13 protein-coding genes and 1 tRNA gene are annotated in these 13403 nt (G+C 36.6%); all 14 read left to right on the top strand.

The features are described 5' to 3' along the window. The first annotated feature begins 39 nt into the window (after positions 1–39). On the top strand, positions 40–1176 hold the full coding sequence (gene dnaN, locus B7721_RS01250; RefSeq protein ID WP_049478004.1) for a DNA polymerase III subunit beta: 1137 nt from the start codon (positions 40–42) through the stop codon (positions 1174–1176). 65 nt (positions 1177–1241) lie between these two features. Beyond that, positions 1242–1436: a DUF951 domain-containing protein gene (locus tag B7721_RS01245; protein WP_000285184.1), complete on the top strand. Its 195-nt coding sequence runs from the start codon at positions 1242–1244 to the stop codon at positions 1434–1436. 84 nt (positions 1437–1520) lie between these two features. Further along, positions 1521–2636 (top strand): redox-regulated ATPase YchF, encoded by a 1116-nt coding sequence (gene ychF, locus B7721_RS01240; RefSeq protein WP_067193739.1) that lies wholly within the window; start codon positions 1521–1523, stop codon positions 2634–2636. Positions 2637–2709: 73 nt separating this feature from the next. Continuing rightward, positions 2710–3279 (top strand): aminoacyl-tRNA hydrolase, encoded by a 570-nt coding sequence (pth, locus tag B7721_RS01235; RefSeq protein WP_084877129.1) that lies wholly within the window; start codon positions 2710–2712, stop codon positions 3277–3279. Further along, entirely contained in the window at positions 3280–6783 is a 3504-nt protein-coding gene (gene mfd / locus B7721_RS01230) for a transcription-repair coupling factor (RefSeq protein WP_084877127.1), read from the top strand. A gap of 57 nt (positions 6784–6840) precedes the next feature. Further along, positions 6841–7107: an RNA-binding S4 domain-containing protein gene (locus tag B7721_RS01225; protein WP_001234975.1), complete on the top strand. Its 267-nt coding sequence runs from the start codon at positions 6841–6843 to the stop codon at positions 7105–7107. Then, a complete protein-coding gene (locus B7721_RS01220; RefSeq protein ID WP_000041922.1) occupies positions 7100–7468 on the top strand; it encodes a septum formation initiator family protein in 369 nt (122 codons plus the stop codon). The genes B7721_RS01225 and B7721_RS01220 overlap by 8 nt, the downstream gene beginning before the upstream one ends. A 4-nt stretch (positions 7469–7472) precedes the next feature. Beyond that, positions 7473–7595: an SP_0009 family protein gene (locus tag B7721_RS10375; protein ID WP_000429344.1), complete on the top strand. Its 123-nt coding sequence runs from the start codon at positions 7473–7475 to the stop codon at positions 7593–7595. Continuing rightward, a complete protein-coding gene (locus tag B7721_RS01215; RefSeq protein ID WP_001224808.1) occupies positions 7588–8856 on the top strand; it encodes a serine hydrolase in 1269 nt (422 codons plus the stop codon). Before B7721_RS10375 ends, B7721_RS01215 begins: the two co-directional genes overlap by 8 nt. Further along, on the top strand, positions 8853–10130 hold the full coding sequence (gene tilS / locus B7721_RS01210) for a tRNA lysidine(34) synthetase TilS (RefSeq protein ID WP_001205571.1): 1278 nt from the start codon (positions 8853–8855) through the stop codon (positions 10128–10130). The genes B7721_RS01215 and tilS overlap by 4 nt, the downstream gene beginning before the upstream one ends. Positions 10131–10134: 4 nt before the next feature. Beyond that, positions 10135–10677: a hypoxanthine phosphoribosyltransferase gene (hpt, locus tag B7721_RS01205; protein ID WP_084877126.1), complete on the top strand. Its 543-nt coding sequence runs from the start codon at positions 10135–10137 to the stop codon at positions 10675–10677. Positions 10678–10692: 15 nt separating this feature from the next. Further along, positions 10693–12651 (top strand): ATP-dependent zinc metalloprotease FtsH, encoded by a 1959-nt coding sequence (ftsH, locus tag B7721_RS01200; RefSeq protein WP_084877124.1) that lies wholly within the window; start codon positions 10693–10695, stop codon positions 12649–12651. A 120-nt stretch (positions 12652–12771) separates the two neighbouring features. Then, positions 12772–13245 (top strand): transcriptional regulator, encoded by a 474-nt coding sequence (locus tag B7721_RS01195; protein WP_084877123.1) that lies wholly within the window; start codon positions 12772–12774, stop codon positions 13243–13245. A 64-nt stretch (positions 13246–13309) separates the two neighbouring features. After that, positions 13310–13381, top strand: a tRNA-Glu gene (locus B7721_RS01190). Positions 13382–13403 lie beyond the last annotated feature (22 nt).

Here is a 13403-nt window from a genome sequence, read left to right as displayed (position 1 = left end):
ATTAACTTTCTAATACTAAAAATAAATAAAGGAGAATCCATGATTCATTTTTCAATTAATAAAAATTTATTTCTACAAGCCTTAAATACCACAAAACGAGCAATAAGCTCTAAAAATGCTATTCCAATTTTATCAACAATCAAAATTGACGTTACCAATGAAGGAATTACTTTAATTGGCTCAAACGGTCAAATTTCTATTGAAAATTTCATTTCTCAAAAGAATGAGGATGCTGGTCTCTTGATCACTTCATTAGGTTCGATTCTTCTTGAAGCCTCTTTCTTTATCAATGTTGTATCCAGTCTTCCAGATGTAACGCTAGATTTCAAAGAGATTGAACAAAAACAAATTGTCTTAACCAGTGGCAAATCAGAAATTACCCTAAAAGGAAAAGATAGCGAACAGTACCCACGAATCCAAGAAATTTCTGCAAGCACACCTTTGGTTCTTGAAACAAAACTGCTCAAGAAAATTATCAATGAAACAGCATTTGCTGCAAGTACGCAAGAAAGTCGTCCCATCTTAACAGGTGTTCATTTTGTATTGAGCCAACACAAGGAACTAAAAACAGTTGCGACAGACTCACACCGCCTTAGCCAGAAGAAATTGACTCTTGAAAAAAATGGAGATGATTTCGATGTGGTAATTCCTAGTCGTTCTCTCCGCGAATTTTCAGCGGTATTTACAGATGATATTGAAACTGTAGAGATTTTCTTTGCAAATAATCAAATCCTCTTTAGAAGCGAAAATATTAGCTTCTACACTCGTCTCCTAGAAGGTAATTATCCTGATACAGATCGCTTGATTCCAACAGACTTTAACACTACAATTACTTTTGATGTGGTTAATTTGCGTCAATCTATGGAGCGTGCACGTCTCTTATCAAGTGCGACTCAAAATGGTACTGTGAAGCTTGAGATTAAAGGTGGAGTTGTTAGCGCCCATGTTCACTCTCCAGAGGTTGGTAAAGTAAACGAAGAAATCGATACGGAGCAGGTGACCGGGGATGATTTAACTATTAGTTTTAACCCAACTTACTTGATTGATTCCCTCAAAGCTTTAAATAGCGAAAAGGTGACTATTAGCTTTATCTCATCAGTTCGTCCATTTACTCTTGTGCCAGCAGATACTGACGAAGATTTCATGCAGCTTATCACACCAGTTCGAACAAATTAAGTGAAAGAGGTTGAGCCTGGCTCGCCTCTTTTATGATATAATCAAAAAAAGAAAAGGAGAGTAGTATGTATCAAGTTGGAAATTTTGTTGAGATGAAAAAACCACACGCTTGTACCATCAAGTCAACAGGCAAAAAGGCTAATCGTTGGGAAATTACACGTGTAGGGGCAGATATCAAAATAAAGTGTAGCAATTGTGACCATCTTGTCATGATGAGTCGCTATGATTTTGAACGAAAAATGAATAAGATTATTGACTAAGAACCCTTAGTTAGAGGGTTAGCAAGTTTTCCCTTTTTGTGTTATAATGTTAGGGATTGAAATGAGAACGGAGAATGAGAAACTATGGCTTTAACAGCAGGTATCGTTGGTTTGCCAAACGTTGGTAAATCAACCCTTTTTAATGCAATTACAAAAGCAGGAGCAGAGGCGGCAAACTACCCATTTGCGACTATTGATCCAAATGTTGGGATGGTGGAAGTTCCAGATGAACGCCTACAAAAACTAACGGAAATGATTACTCCTAAAAAGACAGTTCCAACAACCTTTGAGTTTACAGATATTGCAGGGATTGTAAAAGGAGCTTCAAAAGGAGAAGGTCTAGGTAATAAATTCTTGGCCAATATCCGTGAAGTAGACGCGATTGTTCACGTAGTTCGTGCTTTTGATGATGAAAATGTTATGCGCGAGCAAGGACGTGAAGACGCCTTTGTGGATCCACTTGCAGATATTGATACCATTAACCTAGAGTTGATTCTTGCTGACTTAGAATCAGTTAATAAACGCTATGCGCGTGTAGAAAAGATGGCACGTACGCAAAAAGATAAAGAATCAGTAGCAGAGTTTAACGTTCTTCAAAAGATTAAACCAGTCCTTGAAGATGGAAAATCAGCTCGCACCATCGAATTTACAGATGAAGAACAAAAAGTTGTCAAAGGTCTCTTCCTTTTGACCACTAAACCAGTTCTTTATGTTGCTAATGTGGATGAGGATGTAGTTGGAGATCCAGATTCTATCGAATATGTGAAGCAAATTCGTGAATTTGCAGCGACAGAAAATGCTGAAGTAGTAGTTATTTCTGCGCGTGCTGAGGAAGAAATTTCTGAGTTAGACGATGAGGATAAGCAAGAATTTCTTGAAGCACTTGGCTTGACAGAGTCAGGCGTTGATAAATTGACTCGAGCTGCTTACCACTTACTTGGACTCGGAACTTACTTTACAGCTGGTGAAAAAGAAGTTCGCGCTTGGACCTTTAAACGGGGTATGAAAGCTCCTCAAGCAGCTGGTATTATCCACTCAGACTTTGAAAAAGGCTTTATTCGTGCAGTGACCATGTCATATGAGGATCTAGTGAAGTACGGATCTGAAAAGGCTGTAAAAGAAGCTGGACGCTTGCGTGAAGAAGGAAAAGAATATATCGTTCAAGATGGCGATATCATGGAATTCCGCTTTAACGTTTAATAATATTTAATAAATAGTGTCAATTAGGTTGGAAAAAAATTCCAACCCTTTTGGCTTTTGAAAGGAAAAATAAATGACCAAATTACTTGTAGGATTGGGAAATCCAGGGGATAAATATTTTGAAACCAAGCACAACGTTGGATTTATGTTGATTGACCAACTAGCTAAAAAACAAAATGTCACCTTTACACATGACAAGATATTTCAAGCTGACCTAGCATCTTTTTTCATCAATGGAGAAAAAATTTATCTCGTCAAACCAACAACATTTATGAATGAAAGTGGAAAAGCGGTTCATGCTTTATTGACTTACTATGGTTTGGATATTGAAGATTTACTCGTTATTTACGATGATCTTGACATGGAAGTTGGGAAAATTCGTTTAAGAGCAAAGGGATCAGCAGGTGGTCATAATGGTATCAAGTCTATTATTCAACATATTGGAACTCAAGTATTTAACCGTGTTAAAATAGGTATTGGAAGACCTAAAAAAGGAATGTCAGTTGTTCATCATGTTTTAAGTAAGTTTGATCAGGATGACTATGTGGGTATTTTACAGTCTATTGACAAGGTTGACGATGCTGTAAACTACTATTTACAAGAGAAAAACTTTGAGAAAACAATGCAGAGGTATAACGGCTAAATGGTGACTTTATTAGATTTATTCTCAGAAAATGACCAGATAAAAAAATGGCATCAAAATCTGATAGATAAGAAAAGACAACTAATACTTGGTTTATCAACGTCTACCAAGGCTCTTGCAATTGCAAGTAGCCTAGAAAAAGAAAATAAGGTTGTGTTACTGACTTCAACTTATGGAGAAGCAGAAAGAATTATCAGTGATCTTCTTTCTCTCTTAGGAGAGGAACTTGTCTATCCTTTTTTGGTCGATGACTCTCCTATGGTAGAGTTTTTGATGTCTTCGCAAGAAAAAATCATTTCGCGAGTTGAAGCCTTGCATTTTTTAACTGATTCATCTAAGAAAGGGATTTTAGTTTGTAATATCGCAGCGAGTCGGTTAATTTTACCCTCTCCGACTAGATTTAAAGAAAGTATTATAAAAATTGCAGTTGGAGAAGAATATGACCAACACGAGCTACTTCACCAGTTAAAGGAAATTGGATATCGAAAAGTTGCTCAAGTACAGACACAAGGTGAGTTTAGTATTCGAGGAGATATTTTAGATATTTTTGAGATGTCTCAGTTAGAACCTTTCCGAATTGAGTTTTTTGGTGATGAAGTAGATGGTATTCGTACTTTTGAAGTCGAAACACAATTATCGAAAGAAAATCAGACAAACCTCACTATCTTTCCAGCTAGCGACATACTTTTGAGAGAAAAAGATTATCAACGAGGACAGTCAGCTTTAGAGAAGCAAATTTCGAAGACTCTATCACCAATTTTGAAATCCTATCTAGAAGAAATTTTGTCAAGTTTTCATCAAAAACAAGTACATTCAGATAGTCGAAAGTTTTTGTCCTTATGTTACGATAAAACATGGACTGTATTTGATTATATTGAAAAAGATACACCATTATTCTTTGATGACTATCAAAAATTGATGAATCAGTATGAAGCCTTTGAAAGAGAATTAGCGCAATACTTTACAGAAGATTTACAGAATGGTAAATCATTTTCTGAGATGCAGTATTTTGCAGATACAGAGCAAACCTATAAAAAACAAAGTCCAGTTACCTTTTTCTCCAATCTGCAAAAGGGTTTAGGAAATCTCAAGTTTGATCACATATATCAATTTAATCAATACCCTATGCAAGAGTTTTTCAATCAGTTTTCTTTTCTTAAAGAAGAAATTGAGCGATATAAAAAAATGGACTACACCATTGTTTTGCAGTCTAGCAATTCAATGGGAATTAAGACGTTGGAGGATGTTTTAGAGGAATATCAGATCAAATTGGATTCCAGAGATAAGTCAAGTATCTGTAAAGAATCTGTAAACTTGATTGAGGGTAATCTAAGACATGGTTTTCATTTTGTAGATGAAAAAATTCTCTTGATTACTGAACATGAGATTTTTCAAAAGAAATTAAAACGTCGTTTTCGAAGACAACATACTTCAAACGCAGAGCGATTAAAAGATTATAATGAACTTGAAAAAGGGGACTACGTTGTTCATCATATCCATGGAATTGGTCAATATCTAGGGATTGAAACAATTGAAATCAAAGGGATTCATCGTGATTATGTCAGTGTACAGTATCAAAATGGTGACCAAATCTCCATCCCAGTAGAGCAGATTCAGTTACTGTCTAAATATGTTTCAAGTGATGGAAAAGCTCCAAAACTTAATAAATTAAATGATGGTCATTTCAAAAAGGCCAAGCAAAAAGTTAAGAACCAGGTAGAGGATATAGCTGACGATTTAATCAAACTCTATTCTGAACGCAGTCAATTGAAAGGCTTTGCTTTCTCAGCTGATGATGATGATCAACATGCTTTTGATGATGCTTTCCCTTATGTTGAAACGGATGATCAACTTCGTAGTATTGAGGAAATCAAGAGAGATATGCAGGATTCTCATCCCATGGATCGACTTTTAGTTGGGGATGTTGGTTTTGGAAAGACTGAAGTTGCAATGCGTGCAGCATTTAAGGCTGTCAATGATCACAAACAGGTGGTCGTTCTAGTTCCGACGACGGTTTTAGCGCAACAGCACTATACGAATTTTAAGGAACGATTCCAAAATTTTGCTGTTAATATTGATGTGTTGAGTCGCTTTAGAAGTAAAAAAGAGCAGGCAGAGACACTTGAAAAATTAAAGAATGGTCAAGTTGATATTTTGATTGGAACGCATCGTGTTTTGTCAAAAGATGTTGTATTTTCTGATTTGGGCTTGATGATTATTGATGAGGAACAACGATTCGGTGTTAAGCATAAGGAAACTTTGAAAGAACTAAAAAAACAAGTAGATGTCCTAACCTTAACAGCAACACCAATCCCTCGTACTCTCCACATGTCTATGTTGGGAATCCGAGATTTGTCTGTTATTGAAACTCCTCCAACCAATCGCTATCCAGTGCAAACTTATGTTTTAGAAAAGAATGATAGTGTCATTCGTGATGCTGTCTTGCGTGAAATGGAGCGTGGAGGTCAAATTTACTATCTTTACAATAAGGTTGACACGATTGACCAGAAGGTTTCGGAATTACAGGAGTTGATTCCAGAGGCTTCGATTGGGTATGTTCATGGACAAATGAGTGAAATTCAGTTGGAAAATACTCTACTTGATTTCATTGAAGGTCAGTATGATATTTTGGTGACGACTACTATTATTGAGACAGGGGTAGATATTCCAAATGCCAATACCTTATTTATTGAAAATGCAGACCATATGGGTTTGTCAACCTTATATCAGTTAAGAGGAAGAGTCGGTCGTAGTAATCGCATTGCTTATGCCTATCTTATGTATCGTCCAGAAAAATCAATTAGTGAAGTCTCTGAGAAGAGATTAGAAGCGATTAAGGGATTTACAGAATTGGGCTCTGGATTTAAGATTGCGATGCGAGATCTTTCGATTCGTGGTGCAGGAAATCTATTAGGAAAATCGCAGTCTGGTTTCATTGATTCTGTTGGTTTTGAATTGTATTCACAGTTATTAGAGGAAGCTATTGCTAAACGGAACGGTAATGGGAACACAAGAACCAAAGGAAATGCTGAGTTGATTTTACAAATCGACGCCTATCTTCCTGACACTTATATTTCTGATCAACGACATAAGATTGAAATTTACAAGAAAATTCGTCAAATTGACAACCGTGTCAACTATGAAGAACTACAAGAAGAATTGATGGATCGTTTTGGAGAATACCCAGATGTAGTAGCATATCTTTTAGAGATTGGTTTGGTTAAGTCATATTTTGACAAGGTATTTGTAGAACGTGTGGAAAGAAAAGAAAATAAGATTACAGTTCAATTTGAAAAAGTCACTCAACGACTATTCTTGGCTCAAGATTATTTTAAAGCCTTATCTGCAACGAACTTAAAAGCAGCCATAGCTGAGAATAAGGGATTAATGGAAGTTGTATTCGATGTCCGAAACAAGAAGGATTATGAAATTTTAGAAGGTTTGCTGATTTTTGGAGAAAGTTTATTAGAGATAAAAGAATCAAAGGAAGCAAATCCCATTTAACATTTTTCTTCTATAAAAAGGAGAAAAATGGTACAATAATAATTTGAGGTAATAAAAATGAGATTAGACAAGTATTTAAAAGTATCACGAATTATTAAGCGCCGCACAGTCGCAAAAGAAGTAGCAGATAAAGGTAGAATCAAGGTGAATGGAATCTTGGCCAAAAGTTCAACAGATTTGAAAGTTGATGACCAAGTTGAAATTCGCTTTGGAAATAAGTTGTTGCTTGTTAAAGTACTAGAAATGAAAGATAGTACAAAAAAAGAAGATGCAGCAGGTATGTATGAAATTCTCAGTGAAACACGGGTAGAAGAAAATGTCTAAAAATATTGTACAGATGAATAATTCTTTTATTCAAAATGAGCACCAACGTCGTCGTTACCTGATGAAGGAGAGACAAAAGAGGAATCGTTTTATGGGTTGGGTCCTTATTTTGATGATCTTGTTGTTTATTTTACCAACTTATAACTTGGCCCAAAGCTATGATCAGTTACTGCAACGCCGTCAGCAATTGACAGAGTTGAAAGAGCAGTACCAAACTCTTAGTGACGAAAAGGATAAGGAATCTGCTTTTGCTGCAAAGTTGAAAGATGAAGACTATGTAGCAAAATATGCGCGCGCCAAGTACTATTACTCAAAGAAACGAGAAGCAATTTACACAATTCCTGATTTGCTTCCGAGGTAATGTCATGGAAAATTTATTGGAAGTTGTTGAGCAATTTCTAAGTTTATCAGATGAAAAATTAGAGGAATTGGCAACTAAAAACCATTTATTACGATTACAAGAAGAAAGGGAAGAGAAGAATGCGTAAGTTCTTAGTAGTTTTATTGCTACCTGCTTTTATCATAACCTCAAGAGTAGTTAGCACAGAAAAACAGCTTCCTTACTCTTCACAAGAAATTTATTATCTAACTGAGTCTGATTATGGATTCTACTATAAAGAAACTCTGGAATCCCCAATGGTATATGGAGAAACAGCTATCTATGCTAATGAGGATCTTGTCAAGGAGTCTGGTAAATTGACTCCTGGAACCACCTTTAAAATCGTAGAATGGCGTTTGAATAGACAAGGTGTTCCTGTTTTTAAATTAGATAATCACCAGTTTATTCTTGCAGATAAGCGTTTGGTCTATGATCAAAGTCAAGTTCAAACTCAAAATAGACAAGTATGGTTGGAGCCAGGGTTTGTTATCTATAACAGCCCCTATGATGCTAAAGAAATTTCTTCATCTCTCTCTCCCTATCAACTTGTAACGGTGGATAGAACTCTCTTTGCTGAGGGACAAGAATTTCTTCATATTAATCAAGTTGGGTGGGTATCAAAAGAGTTCGTCTCAGAAGAAGACAATCGCATCCAGAAGGTTCAAGAAATCTTATCAAACAACTATCAGAATGAAAATTATTCTATTTATGTTAAACAACTGAGTACAGGTAAAGAGGCTGGGGTGAATGAAGACAGCAAACTCTATGCAGCTAGCATCTTGAAACTAGCCTACCTTTATTACGCTCAAGATAAGATAAATCAAGGGGAATATACGCTAGACAGTAGCTTCAAGTATGTCCCGGAAGTAAATAGTTTCCCTGGGTCCTATAAACCAGAAGGTAGTGGTAGCTTACCTAAAAAAGAAGATAACAAAGAATACAGTCTTCAACAGTTAATTACCAAGGTAACAAAAGAGTCTGATAATGTTGCTCATAATATTTTAGGTTATTATGTGACCAATCAATCTGACGGGGCTTTTAAAGAAAAAATGTACGCAATTATGGGTGAGGATTGGGATGTGAATGATAAATTGACTTCTTCAAAAATGGCTGGAAAAGTCATGGAAGCTATTTATAATCAGAATGGTTTTGTCTTAGAGTCTTTGAGCAAGACTGATTTTGACAACCAACGAATCGCAAAAGGTGTTTCGGTTAAGGTAGCTCATAAAATCGGAGATGCCGACGAGTTTAAACATGACACTGCCATTGTTTATACGGATTCTCCTTTCGTTCTTTCTATTTTTACCAAAAATTCTGATTATGATACTATTGCTAAGATAGCTAAGGATGTCTATGAGGTTCTAAAATGAGGGACCAGGATTTTTTAAATCATTTTCTCCGAAAAGAGTATTTCAAAAAACATTCGAAAGTCGTGTTAGCTTTGTCTGGCGGACTGGATTCAATGTTTTTATTCCAGCTATTGTCTACTTATCAAAATGAGTTGGGAATTGAGTTGATTTTAGCACATGTCAATCACAAGCAGAGAAGTGAGTCTGACTGGGAGGAAAATGAACTAAGGAAGTTAGCTGATGCAGCTGAACTTCCTATTTATATCACAAGCTTTTCAGGAGACTTTTCAGAAGCGCGTGCTCGAGAGTTTCGTTATGATTTTTTTAGGAAAATCATGAAAGAGGTTGGAGCGACTGCCTTGGTTACTGCCCACCATGCAGATGATCAAGTTGAAACGATTTTGATGCGCTTGATTCGAGGAAGTCGGCTACGTCATTTAACAGGAATAAAAGAAAGTCAAGTAGTTGATGATATTGAAATCATCCGTCCCTTGTTGCAATTTCATAAAAAGGATTTTTCACCAATTTTTCATTTCGAAGATCAAACAAACCAGGAAAATACCTATTTTCGTAATCGCGTTCGGAATAGGTATTTACCAGAACTTGAAAAAGAAAATCCTCGTCTTAAATCCGCCATTTTAGATTTAGGAAGGGAAATTTCAGATTACCAAGCAACAATAACGGAACTTTCTAAACAAATTGATGTGGAAGATTTGAATGAGTTATTTTCATACTCTCAACAAACTCAAGGAATCTTGCTACAGAACTATCTTAATCAATTTCCAGACTTAAATCTGACAAAGGCTCAGTTTGCCGAAGTTCGACAGATTTTAGCAACTAAAAGTCAGTATCATCATTCTCTTAAAAATGACTATGAATTGATAAAAGAGTATCAGAATTTTCGAGTTTGCAAAATCAGTCCACAGGCCGATGAAAAGGAAGATGAACTTGTGTTACACTATCAAAATCAAGTTCGATATATGGGCTATTTATTTTCCTTTGGCATTCCTATTGAAGGGGATTTTGTTCAAAAAGTAACGGTTTCACGGGAAACATCTGTATATATTAGATGTCGAAAACCTGGCGATATTATTAGGCTGAATGGTTATCGAAAGAAACTGAGACGCTTATTTATAGATTTAAAAATCCCTATTGAAAAACGAAAAACAACCCCTATTATTGAGCAATTTGGAGAAATTGTCTCAATTTCAGGAATTGCGACCAGTGATTTGAGTAAAAACACGAAAAATGATATAATGAACACTGTAATTTATATAGAAAAAATAGATAGGTAAAAAGATGTTAGAACACGATATTAAAAAAATCCTCGTTTCACATGATGAAATTACAGAAGCGGCTAAAAAGCTAGGTGAACAATTAACCAAAGACTATGAGGGGAAAAATCCAATTCTTATTGGAATTCTGAAAGGATCAATTCCTTTTATGGCTGAATTGGTCAAACATATTGATACGCATATCGAGATGGACTTCATGATGGTATCTAGTTACCATGGTGGAACAGCAAGTAGTGGTGTCATCAATATCAAGCAAGACGTGACTCAAGATATCAAAGGAAGACATGTTTTATTTGTAGAGGATATCATCGATACAGGTCAAACTTTGAAGAGTTTGAGAGATATGTTTATTGCAAGAGAAGCAGCTTCTGTTAAAATCGCGACTTTGTTGGACAAACCAGAGGGACGTGTTGTTGAAATTGAAGCGGATTATACTTGCTTTACTATTCCAAATGAGTTTGTAGTAGGTTATGGTCTAGATTATAAAGAAAATTATCGTAACCTTCCTTATGTTGGAGTATTGAAAGAAGAAGTTTATTCAAATTAGAAAGATTTATCTTTAATGAAAAAACAAAATAATGGTTTAGTTAGAAATCCATTTCTATACTTGTTAATTATCTTCTTCCTAGTGACAGGATTCCAGTATTTTTACTCTGGAAATACTGCTGGGCGAAGCGAAAAAATTAACTATACAGAATTGGTAAAAGAAATTACAGCAGACAATGTAAAAGAATTAACCTATCAGCCAAATGGCAGTATCATTGAAGTGTCTGGTGTTTATAAAAATCCTAAGACTAGTAAAGAAGAAACAGGAATTCAATTTTTCACTCCTACAGCTACAACAGTAGAAAGATTCTCAAGTACTATTCTTCCGTCTGATTCAACAGTTTCAGAATTGCAAAAACTTGCTTCTGAACATCAGGCAGAAGTAACAGTCAAACATGAGAGTTCAAGCGGTATGTGGATCAATATCCTTGTCTCTGTTGTGCCATTTGCTATTCTTTTCTTCTTCCTATTCTCTATGATGGGAAATATGGGAGGAAATAGTGGCCGAAATCCAATGAGTTTTGGACGTAGCAAGGCTAAAGCTGCAAACAAAGAAGATATCAAGGTACGTTTCTCGGATGTTGCTGGTGCCGAGGAAGAAAAACAAGAATTAGTAGAAGTTGTTGAATTCCTAAAAGATCCAAAACGATTTACAAAACTTGGTGCGCGTATTCCTGCAGGTGTTCTTTTGGAGGGACCTCCGGGAACAGGTAAGACCTTACTTGCTAAGGCAGTTGCTGGGGAAGCAGGTGTTCCATTCTTTAGTATCTCAGGTTCTGACTTTGTAGAAATGTTTGTCGGAGTTGGTGCAAGCCGTGTTCGTTCTCTTTTTGAGGATGCAAAAAAAGCAGCGCCAGCCATCATCTTTATCGATGAAATTGATGCCGTTGGTCGCCAACGTGGTGTCGGTCTTGGTGGAGGTAATGATGAACGTGAACAAACCTTGAACCAACTCTTGATTGAGATGGATGGTTTTGAGGGTAATGAAGGAATTATCGTTATCGCTGCGACAAACCGTTCAGATGTCCTCGATCCAGCTCTTCTCCGCCCAGGACGTTTTGATAGAAAAGTCTTGGTTGGTCGCCCTGATGTTAAAGGTCGTGAAGCAATCTTGAAAGTTCACGCTAAAAATAAACCTCTCGCAGACGATGTTGATTTGAAACTAGTTGCCCAACAAACCCCAGGTTTTGTGGGAGCTGACTTAGAAAATGTTCTAAACGAAGCGGCCTTAGTTGCTGCTCGTCGTAACAAATCAATCATTGATGCTTCAGATATTGATGAGGCAGAAGATAGAGTGATTGCTGGACCATCTAAGAAAGATAAAACAGTATCACAAAGAGAACGTGAATTGGTTGCTTATCATGAGGCTGGACATACCATTGTTGGTTTAGTACTGTCAAATGCCCGTGTTGTTCATAAAGTTACCATTGTACCACGTGGACGTGCAGGCGGATACATGATTGCGCTTCCTAAAGAGGATCAAATGCTTCTATCTAAAGAAGACATGAAAGAGCAATTGGCAGGTTTGATGGGTGGTCGTGTAGCTGAAGAGATTATCTTTAATGTCCAAACGACAGGAGCTTCAAATGACTTTGAACAAGCTACACAGATGGCTCGTGCAATGGTCACTGAATACGGTATGAGTGAAAAACTTGGCCCAGTTCAATACGAAGGTAATCATGCTATGTTTGGTGCACAAAGTCCTCAAAAATCAATTTCAGAGCAAACAGCCTATGAGATTGATGAGGAAGTTCGTTCATTATTAAATGAGGCACGAAACAAAGCTGCTGAAATTATCCAATTAAATCGTGAAACTCATAAGTTGATTGCAGAAGCATTGTTGAAATACGAAACATTAGATAGTACACAGATTAAATCTCTTTACGAAACAGGAAAAATGCCTGAGACCGTAGAAGAGGAATCCCATGCACTATCTTATGATGAAGTAAAATCAAAAATGAGTGAAGAAAAATAACCCCAGAGAGGCTTTGTCTCTCTTTTTATGTGCCGTTGAGGGGGAAAGAAGTATAGAATAGAGGAAGTAGACCCAGGGCCTCGCGCATTTTGCTAAACTAAATGCAGAAAGGAGAGGTCTATGAATCTAAAAGACTTATATGAAGAAAGTAAAGGAATCGTCCATAAGTGTCGCAAAGATTATCATTTGCATCTGTGGGAGAAAGAGGACTGGGATCAGGAAGGCATGTTATGTCTGTATGAGCTGGTGAGTCGCAATCCAGAGTTATTAGAGGGCGAGCGCCATCAACTTTATGTTTGCTTTAAAACAAAGTTTAGAAATCGTATCCTAGATTACATCCGTAAACAGGAAAGCCACAAGCGCCGTTTTGACAAAGAACCCTATGAAGAGGTGAGTGAGATTAGCCATCGTCTAGGAGAAAAAGGACTCAGGCTGGACGATTATTATCTCTTTCACGAACTTCTAAAGAATTACAAATCAAAGCAGAGTATGGAAAAACAAGAATTAATAGATCGTCTAATGGGAGGAGAAGTCTTTAGAGGACGTAAAGCTCTTCTGAGAGAACTTTCCCCTATCTTTTCAGAATTTCGGTAAAGAGGAAAAAAAGTCCTTGACAAAGGTAAAAAAGTAGGTATAATAGAAAGAGTTGAAAAGCTCAGGTCCGTTGGTCAAGGGGTTAAGACACCGCCTTTTCACGGCGGTAACACGGGTTCGAATCCCGTACGGACTATGGTGTATTGCGGTTAAAAAAA

This window comes from Streptococcus oralis subsp. oralis, assembly GCF_002096445.1.
Taxonomy (GTDB): domain Bacteria; phylum Bacillota; class Bacilli; order Lactobacillales; family Streptococcaceae; genus Streptococcus; species Streptococcus oralis_N.
The sequence above is the reverse complement of the archived record's forward strand: the minus strand, read 5'-3'. Positions and strand labels throughout refer to the sequence as shown.

What these genes read in the sequence shown, in the direction of transcription:
- dnaN (WP_049478004.1), top strand. Translation starts at nt 40, where the DNA reads ATGATTCATTTTTCAATTAATAAAAATTTATTTCTACAAGCCTTAAAT.
- B7721_RS01245 (WP_000285184.1), top strand. Translation starts at nt 1,242, where the DNA reads ATGTATCAAGTTGGAAATTTTGTTGAGATGAAAAAACCACACGCTTGT.
- ychF (WP_067193739.1), top strand. Translation starts at nt 1,521, where the DNA reads ATGGCTTTAACAGCAGGTATCGTTGGTTTGCCAAACGTTGGTAAATCA.
- pth (WP_084877129.1), top strand. Translation starts at nt 2,710, where the DNA reads ATGACCAAATTACTTGTAGGATTGGGAAATCCAGGGGATAAATATTTT.
- mfd (WP_084877127.1), top strand. Translation starts at nt 3,280, where the DNA reads ATGGTGACTTTATTAGATTTATTCTCAGAAAATGACCAGATAAAAAAA.
- B7721_RS01225 (WP_001234975.1), top strand. Translation starts at nt 6,841, where the DNA reads ATGAGATTAGACAAGTATTTAAAAGTATCACGAATTATTAAGCGCCGC.
- B7721_RS01220 (WP_000041922.1), top strand. Translation starts at nt 7,100, where the DNA reads ATGTCTAAAAATATTGTACAGATGAATAATTCTTTTATTCAAAATGAG.
- B7721_RS10375 (WP_000429344.1), top strand. Translation starts at nt 7,473, where the DNA reads ATGGAAAATTTATTGGAAGTTGTTGAGCAATTTCTAAGTTTATCAGAT.
- B7721_RS01215 (WP_001224808.1), top strand. Translation starts at nt 7,588, where the DNA reads ATGCGTAAGTTCTTAGTAGTTTTATTGCTACCTGCTTTTATCATAACC.
- tilS (WP_001205571.1), top strand. Translation starts at nt 8,853, where the DNA reads ATGAGGGACCAGGATTTTTTAAATCATTTTCTCCGAAAAGAGTATTTC.
- hpt (WP_084877126.1), top strand. Translation starts at nt 10,135, where the DNA reads ATGTTAGAACACGATATTAAAAAAATCCTCGTTTCACATGATGAAATT.
- ftsH (WP_084877124.1), top strand. Translation starts at nt 10,693, where the DNA reads ATGAAAAAACAAAATAATGGTTTAGTTAGAAATCCATTTCTATACTTG.
- B7721_RS01195 (WP_084877123.1), top strand. Translation starts at nt 12,772, where the DNA reads ATGAATCTAAAAGACTTATATGAAGAAAGTAAAGGAATCGTCCATAAG.